This is a genomic window from Bradyrhizobium sp. UFLA01-814 (assembly GCF_046718885.1).
GTDB lineage: Bacteria > Pseudomonadota > Alphaproteobacteria > Rhizobiales > Xanthobacteraceae > Bradyrhizobium > Bradyrhizobium elkanii.
This window is the reverse complement of sequence record NZ_JAQOSR010000084.1, coordinates 15,160-37,804: the sequence shown is the minus strand read 5'-3', so window position 1 is coordinate 37,804 and position 22,645 is coordinate 15,160. Positions and strand designations below refer to the sequence as shown.

16 protein-coding genes are annotated in these 22,645 nt (G+C 63.1%); 9 read left to right on the top strand and 7 right to left on the bottom strand.

Annotated features, from left to right (window positions below; translation table 11 throughout):
- Positions 1-287: 287 nt before the first annotated feature.
- Both ggt and PMN64_RS24260 read right to left on the bottom strand, forming a co-directional pair.
- Positions 288-1,970 carry a gamma-glutamyltransferase gene (gene ggt, locus PMN64_RS24265; RefSeq protein WP_411782440.1) on the bottom strand — a complete coding sequence of 561 codons (1,683 nt, stop codon included), beginning with the start codon at positions 1,968-1,970 and terminating at the stop codon, positions 288-290.
- A gap of 254 nt (positions 1,971-2,224) precedes the next feature.
- Entirely contained in the window at positions 2,225-3,922 is a 1,698-nt protein-coding gene (locus PMN64_RS24260; protein WP_411782439.1) for an NAD-dependent malic enzyme, read from the bottom strand.
- A 325-nt stretch (positions 3,923-4,247) separates the two neighbouring features.
- Here PMN64_RS24260 and PMN64_RS24255 point away from each other — a divergent pair, with 325 nt between their 5' ends.
- Positions 4,248-4,403, top strand: coding sequence for a hypothetical protein (locus tag PMN64_RS24255; protein WP_016843659.1), 156 nt, complete (start codon positions 4,248-4,250; stop codon positions 4,401-4,403).
- A 90-nt stretch (positions 4,404-4,493) separates the two neighbouring features.
- On the opposite strand, the gene PMN64_RS24250 is transcribed toward PMN64_RS24255, so the two are convergent.
- Positions 4,494-5,423: an aspartyl/asparaginyl beta-hydroxylase domain-containing protein gene (locus PMN64_RS24250; RefSeq protein ID WP_411782438.1), complete on the bottom strand. Its 930-nt coding sequence runs from the start codon at positions 5,421-5,423 to the stop codon at positions 4,494-4,496.
- A 353-nt stretch (positions 5,424-5,776) separates the two neighbouring features.
- Between PMN64_RS24250 and PMN64_RS24245 the strand changes: the two genes are divergently transcribed.
- The 4 genes from PMN64_RS24245 to PMN64_RS24230 are packed head-to-tail and all read left to right on the top strand — an operon-like array spanning position 5,777 to position 10,306.
- Positions 5,777-6,979 carry an ABC transporter substrate-binding protein gene (locus tag PMN64_RS24245; RefSeq protein ID WP_411782437.1) on the top strand — a complete coding sequence of 401 codons (1,203 nt, stop codon included), beginning with the start codon at positions 5,777-5,779 and terminating at the stop codon, positions 6,977-6,979.
- Between the two features lie 10 nt (positions 6,980-6,989).
- Entirely contained in the window at positions 6,990-8,717 is a 1,728-nt protein-coding gene (locus tag PMN64_RS24240) for an FAD-dependent oxidoreductase (protein WP_411782436.1), read from the top strand.
- Positions 8,714-9,478, top strand: a complete 765-nt coding sequence (locus PMN64_RS24235; RefSeq protein ID WP_411782435.1) for an SDR family NAD(P)-dependent oxidoreductase — start codon at positions 8,714-8,716, stop codon at positions 9,476-9,478. Before PMN64_RS24240 ends, PMN64_RS24235 begins: the two co-directional genes overlap by 4 nt.
- A gap of 27 nt (positions 9,479-9,505) precedes the next feature.
- Positions 9,506-10,306: an IclR family transcriptional regulator gene (locus tag PMN64_RS24230; protein WP_225644480.1), complete on the top strand. Its 801-nt coding sequence runs from the start codon at positions 9,506-9,508 to the stop codon at positions 10,304-10,306.
- A gap of 591 nt (positions 10,307-10,897) precedes the next feature.
- Here PMN64_RS24230 and PMN64_RS24225 read toward each other — a convergent pair.
- The 4 genes from PMN64_RS24225 to PMN64_RS24210 all read right to left on the bottom strand — a co-directional run bounded on the left by PMN64_RS24225 (position 10,898) and on the right by PMN64_RS24210 (position 16,449).
- Complete coding sequence (locus PMN64_RS24225; protein ID WP_051376449.1) at positions 10,898-11,959, bottom strand: methyltransferase domain-containing protein; 1,062 nt, start codon at positions 11,957-11,959, stop codon at positions 10,898-10,900.
- A gap of 323 nt (positions 11,960-12,282) precedes the next feature.
- On the bottom strand, positions 12,283-13,710 hold the full coding sequence (gene ahcY, locus PMN64_RS24220) for an adenosylhomocysteinase (RefSeq protein ID WP_411782434.1): 1,428 nt from the start codon (positions 13,708-13,710) through the stop codon (positions 12,283-12,285).
- Positions 13,711-13,836: 126 nt separating this feature from the next.
- Entirely contained in the window at positions 13,837-15,033 is a 1,197-nt protein-coding gene (metK, locus tag PMN64_RS24215; RefSeq protein WP_253607814.1) for a methionine adenosyltransferase, read from the bottom strand.
- Positions 15,034-15,093: 60 nt separating this feature from the next.
- Positions 15,094-16,449 carry a hypothetical protein gene (locus tag PMN64_RS24210; protein WP_016843649.1) on the bottom strand — a complete coding sequence of 452 codons (1,356 nt, stop codon included), beginning with the start codon at positions 16,447-16,449 and terminating at the stop codon, positions 15,094-15,096.
- A 339-nt stretch (positions 16,450-16,788) separates the two neighbouring features.
- Here PMN64_RS24210 and PMN64_RS24205 point away from each other — a divergent pair, with 339 nt between their 5' ends.
- The 4 genes from PMN64_RS24205 to PMN64_RS24190 are packed head-to-tail and all read left to right on the top strand — an operon-like array spanning position 16,789 to position 22,501.
- Positions 16,789-17,631 (top strand): FkbM family methyltransferase, encoded by an 843-nt coding sequence (locus PMN64_RS24205; RefSeq protein ID WP_411782433.1) that lies wholly within the window; start codon positions 16,789-16,791, stop codon positions 17,629-17,631.
- A 20-nt stretch (positions 17,632-17,651) separates the two neighbouring features.
- Complete coding sequence (locus PMN64_RS24200) at positions 17,652-19,139, top strand: glycosyltransferase (protein WP_249168185.1); 1,488 nt, start codon at positions 17,652-17,654, stop codon at positions 19,137-19,139.
- A gap of 10 nt (positions 19,140-19,149) precedes the next feature.
- Positions 19,150-19,899, top strand: coding sequence for a class I SAM-dependent methyltransferase (locus PMN64_RS24195; protein WP_028338321.1), 750 nt, complete (start codon positions 19,150-19,152; stop codon positions 19,897-19,899).
- 1 nt (position 19,900) lies between these two features.
- Positions 19,901-22,501: a hypothetical protein gene (locus tag PMN64_RS24190; protein ID WP_411782431.1), complete on the top strand. Its 2,601-nt coding sequence runs from the start codon at positions 19,901-19,903 to the stop codon at positions 22,499-22,501.
- The last annotated feature ends 144 nt before the right edge of the window (positions 22,502-22,645 follow it).

Genomic DNA, 22,645 nt, shown 5'->3' with positions numbered 1-22,645 from the left:
GAGCCAAATGTTGCCATGGGGGTGTCTCCCTCGCAGGCCCCCGGACGGATATTGACTGTGGTTCGTTTGAGTACGAACGATAACGCGCCCCGGAAAGTTCCACCGGAACGGACCGTCGAGGCTTGAACTTTAGTCGGCCTTCAGTCGGCCATGGCGAGCGACAGATCGCAACGCGTCGAGGGCCGTCGTCCGCCACCGCTCGCCCACCGGGGGACCATGCTTCGCAGATGGCTGCCGGATGCGCCCGGCAGTCGCCGGGCGCATCCGTCAATCTGCCGCGCTTCGTCTTATGACAACCCGAGCGCCCGTCCGTCGCTGCGCGGATCATGCGCCCCGGTGATGCTTCCGTCAGCGTCGATCCGGATCGCACCCGGATGTCCCGCGAGCGGGCTCTGGGCTGGTATCGGACTTATCTCATGGCCGCGCTCGGCGAGCGCGTTGAAGACCGCTTCACCGGCATCCTTCTCCAGCTTCAGGCTGTCGCGCGCATCGGAGAACGTCTTGCCGAGCAGGAAGCGCGGCCGCGCCAGCGCGGTGAGCGGATCCATGTTGTAGTCGATCAGCCTGGTCAGCACCGCCGCGAGCGTCTGCGGCTGGCCGTCGGCTCCCTGCGTGCCGTACAGCAGATGCGGCCGTCCGCCCTTGAGATAGATTCCCGGATTGAGCGTGTGGAACGGCCGCTTGCCCGGCTTGAGGCAGTTGGGGCTGGCCGGGTCGAGGTTGAACGACGCACCGCGGTTGTGCCAGATGATGCCGGTGTCGCCGGCCACCATGCCGCTTCCCCAATCGTAGTAGACGGTTTGCAGCATGCTGACGCAATTGCCGTCCCGGTCGGTCGCGGCGAGATAAACCGTGTCGCCCTTCTGGAACACGTGCGGCCACGGCATCGCCTTCGCCACGTTAATCGCCTTCGCGCGCGCGTCGAGGTAGCTCGCCGAGAGCAGCTGATTGACCGGAACGTCGACGAATTCCGGATCGCCGATGTAGCGGCCGCGGTCGATGAAGGCCTGCTTCACCGCTTCGACCAGCAGGTGATAGTAGTCCGCGCTCCCTTCCGGATATTTCGCAAGCTCGAAGCGGTCGAGGATGCCCATGATCTCGAGCGTCGTGAGACCCTGCGTCGGCGGGCGCAGCCCGAGCAGCTCGCCGCCGCGATAGCCGACGCGCAACGGCGTCTCGTCGCGAGCGCGGCAGCGCGCCAGATCCTCGGCGGTCAGCGGCGAGCCGATCTGCTTCAGTCCGGCCGCAATGCGCGTGGCGAGCTTTCCTTCGTAGAAATCACGCCCGCCATTTGCCGCCAGCATCTCCAGCGATTTCGCGAGTTCAGGCTGGACCAGCGGCTCGCCGATTTCAGGCATCCGGCCGGCGGGCATGAAGATGCGCTGGATGTCGGGCCAGTCCTTCAGGTTCTTCGCTTCCATGTCCTGCCAGAAGCGCTGCGACGGCGTGACCGGGAAGCCCTTGCCGGCGTATTCGATCGGGCGCTCGAACAGCGACGCCCAGCTCTGCTTTCCGGCCCAGGACTTGCGGCTGAAATCGAACGCCTGGTCCCAGACGTCGACGGTCGTGGCCGCGGTCAGCGCCGACCCCGGCCCCCGGATCGGGACCGAGCCGCTGTAGTTCGGCAGGTTGAGCGCGGCCTGACCTGCGCCGGACAGCGTCCGGACATTTCCCTTGCGGTCACTGATCACCATGAAGCTGTCGCCGCCGAGGCCGCTGAAATGCGGATAGGTCACGCACAGCGTGGCACCGATGGCGATGACCGCCTCGATCGCATTGCCGCCCTTGCGCAGCACCTCGAGCCCTGCCTGCGTGGCGAGCTCGTGCGGGCTCGTCACCATGCCGGTCTTCGATCGCGCCAGCGCACCCGTGTTGTCGAGGGCCCAGAGCGGTCGCGGCGCCGCCGCGGCGACCGCCGTGAGCATGGACCCGACCAGCAACTCCCTGCGCGACATGCCGAGATTGGCCATTCGACTTCCCTCCCCGTTTCCTCGTTGTGTCGATGTTGTGCGATCGCGGGCTGCGGACACCGCGACGTCCAAATCCCCGAAGGACCGCCACTGGCATTTGGCATACCAAAATTGAAGAAAATTCTTACTTCGGTCAAGCCCGTTGAGAAGGCGTAAGCGAGGTCGAGCCCATCCTGACCCGATCATGATGGTCATAAAATCGATGCGGGGCCGCGCGCGGCCCGGAGGATCGCGCCGCGCCGACGCGCCGAGCTCTAAGCCCGATCGCTGCGGCGGTACGGCACGTAGCGCGGCGTCCAGACCTTGGCGTGAATCCGCGCCTCGACCTGGTCGATCGGAACGTTGCTCGCCAATCCCTCCTTGTGCGCCTGCAGCGCGACCGCAAGCGCCACGGTCTGCGAGACGTCGCGCAACGCGCTGACCGGCGGCAGCAGATTGTGCTTCGGGTTGTCGCGCGCCGGCGAGACGCTGGCCAGCGCCTTGGCGGCGGCCATGAACATGCCGTCGCTGACCCGGCTGGCACCGACCGCGAGCGCGCCGACGCCGACCCCCGGGAAGATGTAGGAGTTGTTGGTCTGGTCGACCTTGAAGCGCGCGCCGTCGCGCATGATCGGCGGGAACGGGCTGCCGACACCGATCAACGCCCGCCCCTCGGTCCACGCCTCGATATCGACCGGCGTCGCCTCCTCGCGCGAGGTCGGGTTGGACAGCGGGAAGATCACCGGCCGCTTGTTGCACTCGGCCATCGCGCGGACGATCGGTTCGGAGAACGCGCCGGCCTGCCCGGAGACGCCGATCAGCACCGTCGGCCTCGCGTTGCGCACGACGTCGAGCAGCGCGATCTTGTCGGGATGGCTGAGCTGCCAGCCCGCGATCGCCTGCCTGTCCTGCACGAACGGAAGCTGGAACGGGGCGAGCCCGCTCATACCCTCGAGCAGCAGCCCGTCGCGGTCGACCATGAAGAAGCGCTTCGCCGCCTCGCTCTCCGACAGGCCGGCATCGACCATCGCGGCGCGGATCAGGCTGGCGATGCCGCAGCCGGCCGAGCCTGCGCCCAGCACGGCGACGCGCTGCTCGGTGAGCGGCACGCCGGTGACGTTGATCGCGGAGAGCAAGGCGCCGGTCGCCACCGCCGCGGTGCCCTGAATGTCGTCATTGAAGGTCAGGAGCCGGTCGCGATAGCGCTCGAGCATACGCGTCGCGTTGTTCTTGGCGAAATCCTCCCACTGCAGCAGGACGCGCGGCCAGCGCTTCACCACCGCCGCGACGAAAGCCTCGATGAAGTCGTCATAGGCCTGGCCGCGGACGCGCTCGTTGCGCCAGCCGACATAGAGCGGATCGGCGAGGCAATCGGGATTGTCGGTGCCGACGTCGAGCATGATCGGCAGCGTCGTCGCCGGATGCAGGCCGCCGCAGCCGGTATAGAGCGCGAGCTTGCCGATCGGGATGCCCATGCCGCCGGCGCCCTGGTCGCCGAGGCCGAGGATGCGCTCGCCGTCGGTCACCACGATCGCCTCGACGTGATCGAAGCGCGGATGGGCGAAAATGCGATCGATCCGGTGCTGATGTGGGATGCTGAGGAACAGCCCGCGCGGCTTGCGGAACAGCCGACTGAATTTTTGGCAGCCCTCGCCGACGGTCGGCGTGTAGACGATCGGCAGCAGCTCTTCCAGGTTGCCGACCAGGAGCGCGTAGAACAGCGTCTCGTTGGTGTCCTGCAGCTCGCGCAGAAAGGCATAGCGCTCGATGTCGGTCTCAAAGCCGCGCAGCGCCTCGAGGCGGCGCGAGACCTGCTCGTCCAGCGTCAGGATATTGGGCGGCAACAGGCCATGCAGGTCGAACGCCTCGCGCTCAGCCTCGGAGAACGCCGTGCCCTTGTTCAGCTGCGGATCGGCCAGCAGCTCGTAGCCGCTCAGCGCAGTGGTCGCAAAAGCTCCTGATGACTCCGACATGGCAAGGTCCCCTCAATGCGAAACGCCAGATGGGACGTTATCACGCCCATGTAACGGATCGGAGCGCGAAGGCGCGCCGCCGCGCAAAGTTGAACGGCCCCGACGCTGCGGCTGCACCTCCTGACCGACACCAACATACCTTGGTATAGCCCGCCTGATTCCTTGTGATGGCCCGTGCTTACGCCCGTACAGTTGAGCGATGGCGAGAGATTTTTACACTCGCGGCTACTCCAACGTGATCAGGATCACTGCTCCGAGCCGTCAATCGCAAGACTGTCACGCGTGGCAGGTGTCGACTGGAACGCGGGTTTCGAGGACCACTCAGATGATCGTCAACATTCAGAAGCTGAACGGCCTGTGGCACCTGATCGTCGGGTCGTGCAAGATCCGAACTCCGTTCCTGGAGACCCAGGACAGGGAGTGGGTCGTCGCCTATGCCAGGCGAATCTACCCTGGCGCCAAGGTTTTCGAGCGCGACTGACGCTGTTGCGCCTCACAGCTCTCGTCCCAGACAGAAAGCCCCGGAGCATGCTTCGGGGCTTTTGCTTCCAACGCGGCAACGCCGCCGCGGTCAGTGCAGCGCCGACATCACGATCAGGCCGAGGATCAGCGCGGTCGCGGAATATTTGAGCGTGTAGTACACGTTCCGATTCCACTCCTTCACCTTGCGGCTGGCGAGATGGATCTCGTAGAGCTTGCCGAACACCTTGTTCAGCGCGCCGACGTGCTCGCCGTCAACGTTCTGGGTCGCCGACGCCTTGACGATGTTGTGGCTGACCCAGCGGTTCATCGCCGTCATGAAGCCGAACTTCATCGGGCGCTCGACGTCGCAGAACAGGATGATGCGATTGACGTCGGTCTTGTTCTCGGCGCTGTGGATGAAGGTCTCGTCGAACATGAAGGCCTCGCCGTCGCGCCAGACGCATTCGACGCCGTCGACGAGGATGCGGCACTGGTTCGAGTTCGGCGTCACGAGGCCGAGGTGATAGCGCAGCGAGCCGGCGAAGGGATCGCGGTGCGCCCCGAGCTTACCGCCCGGCGGCAGCATCGCGAACATCGCGCCATGCACGTTCGGAATCGAGTTGAGCAGCTCCACCGTCTTCGGGCACAGCGTCCGCGCCGACGGCAGGAAGTCGTCGTACCATTTCAGATAGAAGCGCTTCCAGCCGCTCTTGAAGAAGGAGTAGAAGCCCCAGTCGTTGTTCTTGGCCGCGGCACGGATGAAGCCTTCGTCGAACAGGCGCGTGGCCTCGTCGCGGATCGTCTCCCAATTGTCGGAGAGCTTCTTGAGCTCGGGAAACTGCTCAACCGGAATCACCGGCGTGTTGGGCACGGCGGAGCCGGCATACATCAGCACATTGTAGGGCGCGAGGTAGGTCGAGTGATCGCCGAGCTGGCGAGCGAAGCGCAACCGATGCTTGCCGCGGAAGTGGACGTAGAGCGTAGAGGACACCAGCACGTAAAGAATGACGAGCTGCGGCGCGAAGAGCTGTCTCAACATGATCCGTCTATGATCGCTGCCCCGCCGACGCCCTTCATGCCCCGCCCCGCAGGAGCCTTGCCCTTCACGGGCGGCCCAGTCCGGGCGGCGAAACGCGTCGCCGTCCGCGAAAATTCCCCTGTTTCATAGTGACTTGGCACTGCGGCGCGGTCTGGCAAATGAGCCGGACTCGTTGCCGCGGTGCCGTCCCGGACGAGCCATGTAAGCGTTCGCTCACCAAATGTGAAGCGTCGCGCCGCACGGGTGCCAACTTTGTGACACTATTCACACACCTAATTCGCCATTGACAAACTGATTAGACAATTCCTAATCCTGAGTGACCCGCCGAAGAGCGCGGACATCCAAAGGGAGGAATGATGAGACAGTTTCTGGCGGCAGCCCTTGTCGCGGCGATGACCACGGCCGCTCACGCCCAGGTTTCCGATGACGTCGTGCGCATCGGCGTGCTGACCGACCTGTCGAGCTGGGGACGCGACAATTCGGGCCCGGGCTCGGTCGAGGCGGCCAGGATGGCGGTCGAGGAATTCGGCCCCACCGTGCTCGGCAAGCCGATCGAGATCATCTCCGCCGACCACCAGATGAAGACCGATGTCGGCGTGCAGATCGTGCGTGGCTGGTTCGACAACGGCAAGGTCGACGCCGTCGTCGACATCCCGAATTCCGGCATCGCGATCGCCGTGCACAACATGGTGCGCGAGCGCAACAAGATCGCGCTCTTGTCCGGTCCCGGCGCGAGCTCGCTGACCGACGAATTGTGCAGCCCCAACACGGTGCATTTCGCCTACGACACCTACGCACTGTCGAAGGTGACGGCCTCGGCCGTGATCAAGGAAGGCGGCAAGTCCTGGTTCTTCGTCACCGCGGATTACGCCTTCGGCCAGCAGCTCGAGAAGGACGCGACGCGCTTCATCAACGAGATGGGCGGCAAGGTGCTCGGCAGCGTCAAGCATCCGACCAACACCGCCGACTTCTCCTCCTTTGCGCTGCAGGCGCAGAGCTCGAAGGCCGACGTGGTGGCGTTCGCCAATGCCGGTCAGGACACCGACAATTCGATCAAGCAGTCCGGCGAGTTCGGCCTCGTGCAGGGCGGCCAGAAGCTGGTCGGGCTCTTGATGTTCGACACCGACGTGCATGCGATCGGCCTCAACGCCGCGCAGGGCACCTATATGACGACGGCATCGTACTGGAACATGGACGAGAAGACGCGCGCCTGGTCGAAGAAGTTCTACGCCCGCGCCAATGTGATGCCGACCATGATCCAGACCGGCGTCTACGGCTCGGTGCTGCATTATCTCAAGGCGATCCAGGCCGCCGGCACCGACGATCCGAAGGCGGCGATGGCCAAGATGCGCGAGCTGCCGATCGAGGACACCTTCGTGCATGGCGGCAAACTGCGCGAGGACGGCCGCGTGATCCGCGACATGTATCTGGCGAAGGTGAAGAAGCCGTCGGAGTCCAAGGAGCCGTGGGATTATCTCGACATCGTCAAGACGGTGAAGGGCGAGGATGCCTATCGTCCGATCTCCGAGTCGAAGTGCCCGCTGCTCAAGAAATAGGATCGATCGCGTGGCCAACGAACAAACCCAGGAAACGTATCATTGCGACGCGCTGGTCGTCGGCTCCGGCTGCGCCGGGCTGTCGGCGGCGGTCACCGCCGGCCATCACGGCCTCAAGGTCCTGGTGGTCGAGAAGGAGCCGCGGTTCGGCGGCACCACCGCGCGCTCCGGCGGCTGGCTGTGGATCCCCGGCACCTCGCTGGCCAAGGCCTGGGGCATCGAGGAGAGCCCCGATCAGGCCAAAACCTATCTGCGCCACGAGGCCGGCAACAGCTTTGATGCCGCGCGCGTCGATGCGTTCCTGACCGAAGGGCCGAAGGCGGTCGACTTCTTCACCACCAGCACCGCGGTGCGCTTCGACATGCCGCTGACCTTCCCGGACTATCATGCGGAAGCGCCGGGCGGCGCGCAGGGCGGCCGCTCGATGGTGACGCGGCCGTTCGACGCCCACGAGCTCGGCGACGCCCTCAAGAATCTCGGCAGCCCCCTGCCCGAGCTCACCGTGTTCGGCATGATGCTCGGCTCCGGCAAGGAGATTGTGCATTTCATGCGCGCGACGAGATCGCTGACCTCGGCGGCCTATGTCGCCAAACGGCTGTCGAAGCACGCCATCGACGTGATGCGCAACGGCCGCGGCATGACGCTGACCAACGGCAACGCGCTCGCCGGACGGCTGGCGAAATCCGCCTTCGACCTCAAGATCCCGCTTTGGCTCAACTCGCCGGTGCGCGAATTGATCGTCGAGAACGGCGTGGTCCGCGGCGCGGTCGTCGTGCGTGAAGGGCGCACGATCCGCGTCAACGCCAAGCGTGGCGTGGTGCTCGCCTGCGGCGGTTTTCCGCATGACGTCGCGCGACGGCAAAAGATGTTTCCGCATGCGCCGACCGGAAAAGAACATTATTCGCCGGGCCCGACCGGCAACACCGGCGACGGCTTGCGCCTTGCGGAATCCGCCGGCGGCCGCGTCGACGACTCGCTGCCGAACGCCGCGGCCTGGGTGCCGGTCTCAGTCACGACGCGCAAGGACGGCTCGAAGGGCGTGATGCCGCATTTCATCGATCGCGCCAAGCCGGGCGTGATCGCGGTGATGGCCGATGGCAGGCGCTTTGCCAATGAAGGCAATTCCTACCACGACTTCGTGCAGGCGATGATCAAGGCGGCGAAGCCCGGCGAGGAGATCGCGGCGCATCTCATCTGCGATCACGAGACGCTGCGCAAATACGGCCTCGGCTGCGTGCCGCCGCGCCCGATGCCGCTCGGCCATCATCTGAAGACCGGCTATCTCAAGCGCGGCGCGACGCTGGCGGAGCTCGCCGCGCAGGCCGGCATCGACGCCAAGGCGCTCGAGGCGACCGTCGCGGAGTTCAACACCACCGCGGCGGAGGGACGCGATCCCGCCTTCGGCAAGGGCTCGCGCGCCTATAACCGCTACCAGGGCGATGCGCTGCACGGGCCCAATCCCTGCATCGCGCCGATCCAGCACGGGCCGTTCTACGCCATCAAGATGGTGATCGGCGATCTCGGCACCTATGCCGGCATAAGGACCGATGCCAATGCCCGCGCGCTCGACGCCGACGGCCGGCCGATCGCCGGCCTCTATGCCGCCGGCAACGACATGGCGAGCATCATGGGCGGCAACTATCCCGGCGCCGGCATCACACTCGGGCCTGCGCTGACCTTCGGCTACATCGCGGGCAGGCACATCGCCGGCGTGGCGGCGGAAGGAAGCGCGCCATGAGCGCAATGGCGACCCTGCTCGCAGGCAAGCGCGCGCTGGTGACCGGCGCTGCGCACGGCAACGGTCGCGCCATCGCGCTTGGCCTCGCGGCGCATGGCGCGGACGTTGTAGTGACCGACATCGATCGCGCCGGCGCCGAGCAAACCGCGGCCGACATTCGCCAGCACGGCCGCGCGGCATGGCCGTTCGAGCTCGATGTCACCGATGCGGAGGCGCGCTCCGCGCTGGCGCAGCGTGCGGCGCGCGAGGTCGGGCCGATCGCGATCCTGGTCAACAATGCCGGCATCATCATCCGTGAGGGCATCGGCTCGCCCCGTGCACGCGAGAATTGGCGGCGGGTGCTCGACGTCAACCTGACCGGCACATTCAACGTCACCCACGCCTTCCTGTCGGCATTGCGCGAGACGCGCGGCACGATCATCAATCTCGGCTCGATCGCGTCCTTCCTCGGCGTTGCCGATACGCTGGGCTATGCGCCGTCCAAGGGGGGCGTCAAGCTCCTCACCCAGGCGCTCGCCCGCGAGCTTGCCGCCGACGGCATTCGTGTCAATGCGATCGCGCCCGGCGTGATCGAAACGGCGATGACCGAAGCGACCCGCAACGACCCGGGCCGGCTCGCCGGATTTCTGGGCCGCACACCGCTCGGCCGCGTCGGGCAGCCGGAGGAGCTGGTCGGCCCGGTGGTGTTCCTCGCATCGGAGCTGGCATCTTATGTGAACGGCGTGACCATGCCGGTCGACGGAGGGTTTCTCGCCGTATAAGCACATTGTCGGAGCTGGCAGGGCCACATGACGAGAGAGAGCCGCGGCATACAGTCGATCGAGGTCGGCGGAGAATTGCTCCGCGCGCTGGCCCGCAGCGGCGAACCGATGATGCTGCGCGATCTCGCCCGCGAAGCCGGCATGCCGCCGGCCAAGGCGCATCCCTATCTCGTCAGCTTTTCCCGCATCGGCCTGATCGAGCAGGACGAGACCACTGGCCGTTACGAGATCGGGGCGCTGGCGCTCGAGCTCGGCCTGATCAGCCTGCGCCGGCAGTCGGCGGTACGGATCGCAACGCCGCGGATCGCAGCGCTCGCCGACAGCATCAATCACGCGGTGTCGCTGTCGGTCTGGGGCACCCACGGTGCGACCGTGGTGCGGCTCGAGGAGCCGAGCCATCCGGTGCATATCGCGATGCGCGTCGGATCGGTGGTGGCGCTGCTCGAGACCGCGACCGGCCGCGCCTTCGCCGCCTTCATGCCGCCGAACGCGATCAGGACCGCGCTCGACAGTGGCCTCGATCGCCTCGGCGTCGGCTACAATCCGAAGCGTCCGCCGGCGGACGCGAAGACGGCCGATATCCTCGCCGAGGTCCGCAGCCGCGGGCTGGCGCGGGCGATCGGCGATCCCTTGCCCGGCGTCAACGCCTTCGCCGCGCCGGTGTTCGATCACGCCCGCCACGTCGCGCTGGTCATCACAGCGATGGGCCCGGAGGGCACCTTCGACGCCAGCTGGGACAGCGCAATTGCAACTGCGCTGCGCGATTGTGCGGGCGAGATCTCACGGCAACTGGGGCACGGCACAGCGCCGGCGACCGAAAGACCGTGACCTAAGCACGCTCGTCCGGCTCCCTCCTCGCGCGCAAGTGCCACTGAGTTGCCCTACATGGCAAGTCCTCCGGTGCTTATCCGGAGCACAACTCAGTGTATGATGTGTCCGTCTCACCCGATCGAGGGGGGCTGCGCATCGTCACGGATGTTACGGTGAGATGCGGTTGACGCCCGAGCGCACGTAGTGGCTGGTGTCTTCAAAGCGCGCAGCGCCTTTGCGAAAGAAAGTACGTCCGATCGGCACATCAAGCTAACATCGAACCAGATTTAAGACTTGTCGGCAACACTCTCCGAATCGGCGCGCGGCACTCCAGCCTCCACGACCTCCCGGGATACTGCGCGGCTGCATCCAACAGCGAAACACGACACCGACCGGTGACGAAATGACACGATTGATGAAATCAGCGACCATCACCAGGTTCATGAGCGAGCTGTGGTGCCGTTCACTCATGCTCTGTTCAAGCTATTTAGATTAGGACTGCGAACGGATCGGGAAGCAATGTCGATACGTCCGCAGCCAGCTCGAGACGGTGCTTCATCAGGTTCTTCCAGTAAACTCGTCCGCGTAACCAATATATAGCCGACTCGCTCACAGCTTGCAGAGGTATTGACGTCCATTCGTATTTGGATCGGATCCGTCGCTAGACGACAAGAAGAGCGCTCCACCCCAATGCGAATATGCGCCTCGCCCAATTTTCTGGATCGTGTCATGAGCTGAGTGGGGTGGTCCAAGGAGCTTACCATCCTCGAACAATGCGAGGCTAGAACTTATGGGGCTCGTACTGTCGTCACCCCGCGGAAGATAATCCGGCAGTGTCGCACCCCACATTAAGCCGCCGTTGCTCGCAAACGACTCGATACGAAACTCGGTCGGTTTACCGGACTCGATCCGGCGACCGTTCTCAATCTCGAAGGGACTGAACCACTCGATCGCGTCGGATAGATGGCGTTGACCTGTAAATTTCCGGCCGTACAGGCTTTGGATTGGGATTGCCCAATCGAGGGAATCGGGACGCTTGCGGGCGACGAGCATGTGGAAGGCGATTCTTTGGTCGAAGGTGCCGATAAGGCCTTCGCCGTACGAGCCGAGCAGGGCTGGTTTAACGAGCCAGCGCGGCGACTGCGGAGAGAAGTGAAGCGAAATCGAGTTGAGCAGGTCGAATTTCGCCGCCGCATAATAGTCAAGCATGAGCGTAGGGCTGAATTGATAGAAGCCATGATCAACGCAATTGCTCATCGGCAAGATATGGACGGCAAGGCCGCCGGGACGCAGCATGCGCGAGATGTTGGTGAGCGCGTTCGGAACGTGAAAGACGTGCTCCAGCGTCCCGCCGTTAAGCACCACGCCGAAGCGGCCGATCAATTCAGGTGGAAGACTTTCATTGTTTAGATCAAACTCGAAATCGGCGCCCTCGTATTTGCTGATGTCGATGCTTGACAGATCATTTAGCCCTCCGCACATTTGAAAATAACGAGCCGCGCTCATAGGGCGATCGGCGGATGCCCATAGCGAAACCTTCTCTATGGCTTTAGTAAAGGCTTTCTCTGAGAAGCCGCAGTCCATCACACCAAGCGTTGCGACCGGCCCGTTGGCATGGTGTGCCAAAAGCCACCCGCGCAATAGGACTGCAACGTTGAGCGCCAAACCCATGATGATGCCTCACTTTGGAGGGGCAGCGCATTTGCCTCCCCTACTGACTAGCCGATTGCGGGGTAAGAGCCGCAGGGCAAGTAGCTCTGTAACCCGAGAGAGCCGACCCTAGCAACCCGAGCCTTGGCAGGCCATCTCTGATTTCCCGAATCCGAAAAGGACCTTATTGCACGGCCCATTTTGGTATGACCGGTCCTCGACCGGTGCACGGGGGCGACCAGTCAAATTGCGTGCGGCATCCCAGCTTGATGCACGAGCCTGCCTAGCAAAAAGCCCCGGGCGAGGCCGGGGCTCTTCACGTGATCGATTGCTGCGGGCGCGGATCAGTAGCGGTAGTGATCCGATTTGTACGGACCTTCCTGCTTCACGCCGATATAGTCAGCCTGATCCTTGCGCAGCTCGGTCAGCTTGACGCCGATCTTGGCGAGGTGCAGGCGGGCGACCTTCTCGTCGAGCGTCTTCGGCAGCACGTAGACCTTCTTGGCGTACTTGTCGTCCTTGTTGTTGGCGAACAGCTCGATCTGCGCCAGCGTCTGGTTGGTGAAGGAGGCCGACATCACGAAGGACGGGTGGCCCATCGCATTGCCGAGGTTCACCAGCCGGCCTTCCGACAGCATGATGATGCGGTGCTTGTCGGGGAATTCGATCTCGTCGACCTGCGGCTTGATGTTGGTCCACTTCAGATTGCGAAGGCTCGCGATCTGAATCTCGTTGTCGAAGTGACCGATGTTGCAGACGATGGCGCGATCCTTCATCGCGCGCATGTGATCGATGGTGATGATGTCCTTGTTGCCGGTGGCGGTGACGAAGATGTCGGCGCGCGGCGCCGCGTCTTCCATGGTCACGACCTCATAGCCTTCCATCGCCGCCTGCAGCGCGCAGATCGGATCGACTTCGGAGACCATGACGCGGCAGCCGGCCTGGCGCAGCGAGGCGGCCGAGCCCTTGCCGACGTCGCCGAAGCCGGCGACCATCGCGACCTTGCCCGACAGCATCACGTCGGTGCCGCGGCGGATGCCGTCGACCAGCGACTCGCGGCAGCCATAGAGGTTGTCGAACTTCGACTTGGTGACGCTGTCGTTGACGTTGATCGCCGGGAACAGGAGCGTGCCTTTGTTGGCCATCTCGTAGAGGCGATGCACGCCCGTGGTGGTCTCTTCCGAGACGCCCTTGATGTTCTTGGCGATCTCGGCGAACCAGCCCTTCGGCTTCTCCTTCAGGAGGCGCTTGACCAGCGCGTAGAAGATCTCCTCTTCCTCGGAGCTCGGCTTGTCGAGGAAGGCGGTGTCGCCCTGCTCGGCGCGGTATCCGGCATGCACCAGCATGGTGGCGTCGCCGCCGTCATCGAGGATCATGTTCGGCGTGCCGCCGCCGTGCCAGTCGAACAGCTTTGCGGTGTAGTCCCAGTACTCGGTCAGCGTCTCGCCCTTGACGGCGAACACCGGAATGCCGGCGGCGGCGATCGCGGCCGCGGCGTGATCCTGGGTCGAATAGATGTTGCAGGAGACCCAGCGGATGTCGGCGCCGAGCGCAGCGAGCGTTTCGATCAGCACTGCGGTCTGGATCGTCATGTGCAGCGAGCCCGCGATGCGCGCGCCCTTCAGCGGTTGCTTGGGGCCGAACTCCTCGCGGGTGGCCATCAGGCCGGGCATCTCGGTCTCGGCCAGCGAGATCTCCTTGCGGCCGAAATCGGCGAGCGCAATGTCCTTGACGATGTAGTCGGTGAAGCCGGGCTTCGTGGGGGCGTTCATTTGAGCGTCCTGTTGTTGAACTGGTCGTTCCGGGGCGCCTCGAAGAGGCGAACCCGGAATCTCGAGGTGATGATTAGGGATTCCGGGTTCGCTCGCTCTCGCGGGCGCCCCGGAATGACGCAAGTATCAGAGCGCGCGCTTCAGCTGCTCGACGAGATCGGTCTTCTCCCAGGAGAAGCCGCCCTCATTGTCGGGCGTGCGGCCGAAATGGCCGTAGGCCGAGGTGCGCGCGTAGATCGGGCGGTTGAGGTCGAGATGGCTGCGGATGCCGCGCGGCGTCAGATCCATCGCCTTGGCCACCGCCTTCTCGAGCTGATCCTCCGACACCTTACCGGTGCCGTGGGTGTCGATGTAGATCGACAGCGGACGCGCCACGCCGATCGCATAGGCGAGTTGCAGCGTGCAGCGGTCGGCGAGACCGGCCGCGACGATGTTCTTGGCGACATAGCGCGCGGCATAGGCGGCCGAGCGGTCGACCTTGGTCGGATCCTTGCCGGAGAACGCGCCGCCGCCATGCGGAGCCGCGCCGCCATAGGTGTCGACGATGATCTTGCGGCCGGTCAGGCCGGAGTCGCCGTCGGGACCGCCGATGAAGAACTTGCCGGTCGGATTGATGTGCCAGATCGTCTTGTCGGTGATCCACTCCTTCGGCAGCGCCTCGCGGACATAGGGCTCGACGATGTCGCGGATCTGCTTGGACGACAGGTCCTCGACCAGATGCTGGTGCGAGACCACGATCTCGCGGACGCCGACCGGCTTGCCGTTCTCGTACTGCACCGTGACCTGGCTCTTGGAGTCCGGACCCAGCACCTTCTCGCGGCCGGAGTGGCGCGCTTCGGAGATCAGCCGCAGGATCTTGTGGGCGTAGAAGATCGGCGCCGGCATCAGGTCGGGCGTCTCGTTGGTGGCGTAACCGAACATGATGCCCTGGTCGCCGGCACCCTCTTCCTTGACCTCGCCCGGCTGCAGCGCGTCGACGCCCTGCGCGATGTCGGCCGACTGCGGATGCAGCAGGATCTCGATGTCGCAGTTCTTCCAGTGGAAGCCGTCCTGCTCGTAGCCGATGTCCTTGATTGCAGAGCGAACCACGCTCTCGATGTGGTCGTTGGTGACCGAGCTCGGGCCGCGCGTTTCGCCGGCGATCACCACCTTGTTGGTGGTCGCGAGCGTCTCGCATGCCGCGCGGATCTGCCACGGGTCGATGCCCGCTTTCGGTCCCTCGCGATAGAACAGATCGACGATCTCATCCGAGATACGATCACAGACCTTGTCCGGATGGCCTTCCGAGACCGACTCGCTGGTGAACAGGTAAGACGCGCGCATCAAGCAAACCCCTTGTTAAGTCGAAGTCCGACGTTGGTTGGTGAATATGTCCCAGGCATGTCAGTCTCGTCGCCGCGAGATGACGTAGGATTCGTCGTAGAACCACAGCCCGTTGTGTTTGCGGAGAACTTCGCGCGTGGCCTCGAGAGCTCGTCCGTTTTCGGTCGTTTCGGTCAACCGCTCATCTTCGATCTGCGCGACATACACCGCCGCATTCCACGCAGCAAAGGCCGTCGAGGTTCCGATCGAGCCGGTTACCTCATTGGGCAGCGCTTCCATATCATATCGGAAGATCGAACGGTTATCGGCGTAGGCGTTGAAGTTCAGCTCGCGGCCGGCGGAGCCCAGCTCGTATTTCACCGCGCGCAGTATCTCATGGCGGCTGACGGCGAAAGGATTTTCTCCGGGCCAGACGGCTTGAATCATTTCAAGCCCGGGATCGCCGCCGTGGGAGTGGATTCCTATCAGCCGTCCGCCGCCGCGCAGCGCGCGGGCCAGCGGCGCGATGATCCGCTTGGCGCGGAAGTTCACCGAGGATTTGGCACGGTAGGGCTGCGAGGCGATCACAAGATCGAAATTGGCTTCGGTGCGGCCGGCCCGCGGAATGATGGAATCGAGCAGGAACCGGTGATCGTCCCGGTACAGGACCAGCGCCACCGGCCGCTCATAGATCGGCATCGCATTGCCGGGGCTGAGATTGGCGCGCCAGTTCTGCTCCAGGAACGGACCGAGTTCGGCGATCTGGGCCTCGAACTCACCCGAGGAAGCGCCTCGCAGGGCCACCTCGTGCCAGATCATGCTGGCGGCCGCCGCGGAGTTCTTGGGCGTCAGCCACGGCGCCTCGGCGTAATACATGTTGGTGAACACGAAGACGCTGGCCGGATGCTCGAACAGGCGGTCGGGGACCTTGTCGAGGGTCAGGCGGACGTCCTCGAGGCTCAGTTCCTTGCCGGCGACATAGAACGGCATATGTGGGAAGCGGCCATGCATGGCGCGCAGGACCCGCGCCAGCACCGTGCCGTCGCCCATCCCGGCATCGAACACCCGCAGCGCCGGCGGCCGCGGGTGGATGGCCGCCAGCTCCAGCGCAACCCGGTCGGCGATCACCCGCTTCTCACTGCAGGTGTGGACGAACAGCAAATAGCGCTGGCGGTTCTCGAAGAACCGGAAATTGCCCCGCGGATCGCGCTTTTCCGGCGGCACCACGAGGCCGCGCGGCGGCGCCACGCCGCCCGGCGTCGAGGTCGCGATGAAGGCGTTGATGCGGTCGAGCGTATCGATCGTGATGCGCTTGCCCTCCCGCAGCCGGTACACCAGCTTGCCGTCATTGACGGCGCGGCGGCCGAACGTCGTCTCCGCCATGTCGGAGCGACGGCAGAAATCCGTGATCTGGCTGAGGATTTCGTCGTTCTTCATGGCGCCTTGAGTGGGCAGCGGCGAGTGGGACAAGAGTGGGCAGAAGCTACACGTGGTGAGTTCATATCACCATCTTCCCACCAAGGGAAGGCCTACGCGCTATCGGAGGACCATACCGCGAGGCACGACCGCCCCCTGTTTGACCTCTATTGCCTGGTCCACACGATCGGATCCGCTCTCTCGCCGCGCTTTTGCGGCGCGAATTGTCACAACCACCGGTTTTCAAACAAAAGTTCCACAGCCCCCTTCGCCGAGCTCGACGAGCGATCCAATCCGCACGTTTTACAACCGCGCCGACGTTCGTTAAGAGTGCCGGCTTTAGGGACACCAAATTCGCCAATGAAAACCACTCACAAGATCGGTGCCGCTCGCTTGATGTACCGCGCCGTTCGCGCTGGACGGTCGCTGCTGGGAAGATCCGATCGTCAGATCGCCGTCAGAAACGGCATCAACTACGATCTGGACCTGGCGCAAGGCATCGATTTCGCGATCTATCTCGGCAATATCTACGAGCGCCAAACGAGGGCCACGCTGCGCGGGCTTGTGAAGCCCGGATCACTGGTCCTCGATATTGGGGCCAATGTAGGAGCCCACACGCTCCATCTGGCTCACCTCGTTGGTTCGGAAGGACGCGTTCTCGCCTTCGAACCGACCGACTTCGCCTTTCGCAAGCTCAATCGCAATCTCGAACTGAATCCCGAGTTGCAGAAGCGCGTGATCCCTCTGCACTGCTTCCTGACCGGCAAGGACGCCGAACCCGTTCCGTCAGCCATCTATTCGAGCTGGCCGCTCACCAATGAAAGCGGCTTGCACGCAAAGCACCTTGGGCGTGAGATGCGCACGGAAGCCGCGCAAGCTCGCAGACTCGACGATGTTCTGGCCCAGTTCCCGGATCTGCGGGTGCAGCTCGTCAAGCTGGATGTGGATGGCTACGAGTGCGACGTTCTCCGCGGAGCCCCAAAGCTCATGAAGGACGTGAAGCCGATTTTCGTCATGGAACTGGCGCCCTACGTGCTCGAGGAACGAGGGACCTCCCTAGAAGAACTCTTTTCGTATTTCATTCCAAACGGGTACCGTTTTTTCGATGAAAAGCACGGCAACGCGCTGCCTTCCTCGGCCGCCGAACTAGGCCGAATGGTTTCGGACGGCGCCTGCATCAATGCAATTGCTCGTGTGCAATAGCGTGACTGTCGGAGATTGCATTGGCTTCTTATTCATCCCAGGCGAACACAGCGGCGACTTTGTCCAGCGAGCCGCGGCCGCTCAGCAACCGTAAGCGCGAATTCCTGGAGCGCATCGAGGCCACGCTTGAGGAACAGGAGCGCTGGCGGAAGATCAATTCGGCCTACTATGCCGAAGACCTTCAGTACATGCGCTTTCTAATTCCTCCTGGGAAGCGTGTGCTTGAACTGGGTTGCGGCCGCGGCGAACTGCTCGCCGCGCTTGAGCCTTCTTATGGAGTGGGCGTCGACTTCAGCCAGGCGGCGATCACGCGGGCGCGCGAACGATTCCCCAATCTGCAATTTCATGAAGGCGACGTGGAAGATCCGCAAACGTTCGACGCGATCGAAGGTCCATTCGACTACATCGTTATCGCGGACACGATCGGGATGTTCGACGACATCGATGGGACGCTTGGGCTGATCCAGAGGATCTGCTCACCATCGACGCGACTGGTGATTTCCTATTATTCCCCCCTCTGGGAACCGATCCTCAAGATCGGAGAAATGCTCAGACTGAAGAGCCGGCAGCCGAAGATCAATTATATCGCCACCTCGGACTTCCTTAATCTGATGGATCTTGCCGACCTTGAGGTCATCAGGCACGAGCAAAGGCAATTGCTGCCGCGGCGGTGGCTCGGGCTGGGGCCCTTCATCAACCGGTTCATCGCGCCGTTGCCGGGCATCCGCAATCTTTGCTTGCGGACATATTTTGTTGGGCGCCCCATACGGCAGTTTGCCGACCGGAAGCTCTCGGCGAGCATCCTCATTCCTTGCCGCAACGAACGTGGCAACATCGAGAGCGCCATCAAGCGCATGCCCAGGTTCGGCAGCGCGCAAGAGATCATCTTCGTCGAGGGCAACTCAAGTGACGGCACCTTCGAGGAGTGCGAGCGGGTTCGCGACGCCTATCGGGGCGTTTGGGACATCACGGTGCTGAAGCAGGACGGCAAGGGCAAAGGTGACGCCGTACGAAAAGGCTTTGCGGCAGCCAAGCAGGACGTCCTGATGATTCTCGATGCGGACCTGACCATGCCGCCCGAGGCGTTACCAAAGTACCATGCTGTGATCGAAAGCGGCAAAGCTGAATTCGTCAATGGCAGCCGCCTCATCTATCCGATGGAAAACGAAGCGATGCGGCCGCTCAACCTGATTGCCAATCGATGCTTCGCCTACATCTTCAGCTATCTGACCAACACGCGATTGACCGACACCCTGTGCGGTACCAAGGTCCTGCTGCGAAAGGACTACGAGGTGCTGGCGCGCGAGCGATCCTATTTCGGCAATTTCGATCCGTTCGGTGACTTCGACCTGATCTTCGGTGCGGTGAAGCAAAATCTGAAGCTGATCGAAACGCCCATTCACTACAAGGCCCGCACGTTCGGCCAGACTCAGATTTCGCGCTTTCGCGACGGCTGGCTGCTGCTGAAGATGGTCGTATTCGCCTATCGCAAGCTCAAAGCTGTATGATCGGTGAGCCGTGACAGACAATCCAGCCGGCTTGAACCAGCGCCAGATCGTCCACCGCGAAGTGTGGGAAACAAAGGAGGCGATACGCCTTCTGTACCAGGACTACCATCGGCAGCTCTTTGAGAACTGTCCGGAGGGTGCAATTCTCGATATCGGCGGAGGCACCGCTCATATCAAGCAAACTCGCCCGGACGTCGTCTCCGTCGACATCCTGCGCTTTCCCGGCATCGATGTCGTGGCCGACGCTCACCGACTGCCATTCCAGAACAGCGTATTTGGCGGCGTGGTGATGCTCGACGTCTTGCATCATCTGGAGCGCCCGATCGAATTCCTCAACGAAGCGTCACGCGTGCTGAAACCAGGCGGACGGCTGGTGATGATCGAGCCCGCGATGACGACGCTGGCGCGCCGGTTCTACGACCACTTTCACGAAGAGCCGGTGGATATGAAGGCCGATCCATTCGCTCCGGTGCCGATCGATCCCAATCGCGACCCGTTCGACGCAAATCAGGCCATTCCAACGCTGCTGTTTGCCACGGAGCCGGCGCGTCGGCGCGTGGAACAGACCGTTCCCTCGCTGCGTGTGCGCAGCGTGGACTGGCACAGCCTGTTTGCCTATCCCATGAGCGGCGGATTTCAGAGGTGGTCATTGATTCCAGCGGCTCTGGTCAGCCCGACGCTACGGTTCGAAAGGATGGTGCCAGCGCCTGTTCGAAGGCACCTCGCGTTCCGAATGATCGTCGTGGTGGAGCGCGTTTAGGATGCAGCACCTTCTGGGGAGGACCGGAGCTGCGGTGGAGCCAGGTTCTACCCGCCATGTCAGCGGCTGGAAGTCGATCGCTGCGAGATCGGTATTCTGGCTACTCGCCCTCTTGACGCTGGCAGCGCTCGCGCTCCAGCTCGGCATTAGGCAGAAGGAGTTCGAATTTTCCGGCCCATTCGGACCGGAGACGAATCCGCCGCAGGCCTCCCTCATCCTGGGCGTTCCGCAGGAACCGCCCGCTCCATGGTGGCGCCAACCACTGCTCGGCGACAGCGGCGAGAAACCCCTTCAGTCCTTCCTCGAGCTGCGCATCGACGGCCGCAGGATGGGTCCCCCGCACACCCTTCACGAAATCATTCGATCGGGCACGACGACCGGCTTCAGCCATTGGGGGGATCGCGTGATCTTCGCGCTTCCCCCTGACGTGAAGAACGATGCGACCGCGACAGTGACACTCCGGTACAGTGTTCGACCGAGAAGCTGGTTGACCGCCGCCCTTGCGATTTTGACAGCCCTGCTAGGCTGTTACGCGTACTCCGGTCCGCTCGGATCGTTCGCGAAGCGGTTTGGAAAACAGTCGATGGCCGTTGCCTTAAGAGCCCCTTACTGGATCTTGGCCGGGCTGTGCGGCACCGCATTGGCTGCCTCGGCGGTGTTCGCGCTTACCAGTCTCTATGCCTTGATGATGGGCTACGCGCTGCCAACGACCGCGCTCATTCGTTGGTCGCCAATCGCCGGGTGGGCGGCCAACAACGAGCCATATCTCGCGTACCCGCTCTTGATGCTGGCTGGGCTCGGAGCCGCCACGACATGGTCGATGGGCTCGAACGCATTGCAACAGTCGCTCATCAGGTCATACGAACAATTCTCGCGACGGCTACTCACCTGGTGCGGGCTTCCGATCGTGGCATGTGCCTACATTTATTGTATTAGCTCCATGTGGGCGGGAATCGTCAGGCCAAACGATCCCAACACCACGAGCCTTGGCGGCCTGCTTCCGTTTTCAGACGCAAACGGTTACTTGGCGTCCGCCTTCGGTCAGGTGACCAATGGGACGTGGAGTTGGTTCGCCCTTCGGCGGCCCTTGGCTGCGGCTTTCAGGTCGGTTCTGCTGATTTTTGGCAACCTTTCATTGCAGCAAATGCTGATCCTGCAAGCTTGCCTGCTGGCAGGTGCGATTTGTTTCGCGACCCATGCGATCATGAAGTGGCGCGGCGTCTGGGCTGGAATAGCCTTCTTTGCGCTGGCCTATATCTACAGCCGGTACTTCGTGCCGACGACGCTCACCGAGCCGCTCGGATTGTTCTGGGCGCTGCTGTCGATCCCGTTCTTCCTCAAGGCCTTCCACGATCGCTCTGTCAGCGCCGCGCTGGTCGCATTTGCGATGACAGCCATAGCATTGATGACGCGAATGGGGAGCATGTTCACGCTTCCTGCTCTGGTGGTCTGGCTGGTCTGGCAATTCGGACGGGACGCCAAAGCAAAGCTCAGGATTGGCCTGGCAGCATTCTGCATTCTACTCGGCGTTCTCGGATTGAATTCGGTGCTACCACGGGTCTATGCGGCCGGCCCCGGTTCAATGACGACTGGCAATTTTGCCTACGTACTCTGTGGCCTTTCGATGGGGACGACCTGGGACGGTTGCCTCAAGGAGCTCGCCGCGGAAGGTAAGCCTATTGTGGGCACCGAAGAAGCCATGGTCCGGCAACTTTACTCCGCCGCCTGGACGCATTTCCGCGCGAACCCTGGTGTTCTCTTCCGACGACTGGGCGAGAGCGTCGTGGAATTCGCCACGACGTTTCCTGGCCTGCTCTGGAGAGGCTACGGATGGGTCGTCCAGCCTGATTGGCTCGCTCAGAACGTGCTGACGGCGATATGTATCGCCGGCCTATTGTACGGCGCCATACGACGAACGAAAGCTGTCGAACTCACATTCTGGGCCCTTCTCTGGGCGAGCATCGTGGCATCGTCCGCATTCATTTACTTCGATGACGGTGCACGAGCTCTCGCTGCCAGTCAGCCGATGATAGCGCTGTTCTTTGCGCTGGGAATGAGTAGCCGGGTCGGGTCATTGACCGAGCCTGCGGCGCACTCTCGATTGCCCCGGAACGGATTGGTCGGGTTGGCTGCGGCGGCAATGCTTTTCGTTTGCGTCCCTTGGGCAGCCTATCGCCTCGCGCCCGGCAAACAGGAAGGCGCAAACCTATCGCAACTGCCGAACGAGACCTTTGTCTTCGGCGGCCGTCGGATGTCTGGCTTCCTCGTCGTCGATGACGGCCAACCTCTTCGCAACGAGATTCCGTCCATTCATCTTTCGGACTTCGCGGCCATCATCGCCCAAAGCGGGGTCGAGCACTTTCAGGATCTAATCCACCCCATCATGCCCCCCTTACCCTTTGGCTTCGTGTTTGCTCCGCGCCTGGAGAAGGACGTAATTGGCGAGCCCTTGTATATCGTGCCAGCGGAGGTCGTTGAACGTCGCGACATTGAGGTATGGCATCTCGACGTGAAACAATGGGGCCAGCTACATGCCGGCTTTGGGATGCCGTATTGGCTCTACGTCACGAAGGCGGAGCCGTGGCCGGCAGCCAGGCGGTAATATTTTGCCGGTTCGCAGCGTAAGGTAGCTCCAGCGCTTACCCGCCGCAAACGTCCCATCATTGGGAACGGAAGGCTTCCGCGCGGCGCGGATATCGATTGCCACGTCCGTGTTCCCACCCATTGAACCCGCTTCGCTGCCCGA

Bases quoted from the DNA above. Each gene is read 5' to 3' on its own strand.
- ggt (WP_411782440.1), bottom strand. From the start codon at position 1,970: ATGGCCAATCTCGGCATGTCGCGCAGGGAGTTGCTGGTCGGGTCCATG.
- PMN64_RS24260 (WP_411782439.1), bottom strand. From the start codon at position 3,922: ATGTCGGAGTCATCAGGAGCTTTTGCGACCACTGCGCTGAGCGGCTAC.
- PMN64_RS24255 (WP_016843659.1), top strand. From the start codon at position 4,248: ATGATCGTCAACATTCAGAAGCTGAACGGCCTGTGGCACCTGATCGTC.
- PMN64_RS24250 (WP_411782438.1), bottom strand. From the start codon at position 5,423: ATGTTGAGACAGCTCTTCGCGCCGCAGCTCGTCATTCTTTACGTGCTG.
- PMN64_RS24245 (WP_411782437.1), top strand. From the start codon at position 5,777: ATGATGAGACAGTTTCTGGCGGCAGCCCTTGTCGCGGCGATGACCACG.
- PMN64_RS24235 (WP_411782435.1), top strand. From the start codon at position 8,714: ATGAGCGCAATGGCGACCCTGCTCGCAGGCAAGCGCGCGCTGGTGACC.
- PMN64_RS24230 (WP_225644480.1), top strand. From the start codon at position 9,506: ATGACGAGAGAGAGCCGCGGCATACAGTCGATCGAGGTCGGCGGAGAA.
- PMN64_RS24225 (WP_051376449.1), bottom strand. From the start codon at position 11,959: ATGGGTTTGGCGCTCAACGTTGCAGTCCTATTGCGCGGGTGGCTTTTG.
- ahcY (WP_411782434.1), bottom strand. From the start codon at position 13,710: ATGAACGCCCCCACGAAGCCCGGCTTCACCGACTACATCGTCAAGGAC.
- metK (WP_253607814.1), bottom strand. From the start codon at position 15,033: ATGCGCGCGTCTTACCTGTTCACCAGCGAGTCGGTCTCGGAAGGCCAT.
- PMN64_RS24210 (WP_016843649.1), bottom strand. From the start codon at position 16,449: ATGAAGAACGACGAAATCCTCAGCCAGATCACGGATTTCTGCCGTCGC.
- PMN64_RS24205 (WP_411782433.1), top strand. From the start codon at position 16,789: ATGAAAACCACTCACAAGATCGGTGCCGCTCGCTTGATGTACCGCGCC.
- PMN64_RS24190 (WP_411782431.1), top strand. From the start codon at position 19,901: ATGCAGCACCTTCTGGGGAGGACCGGAGCTGCGGTGGAGCCAGGTTCT.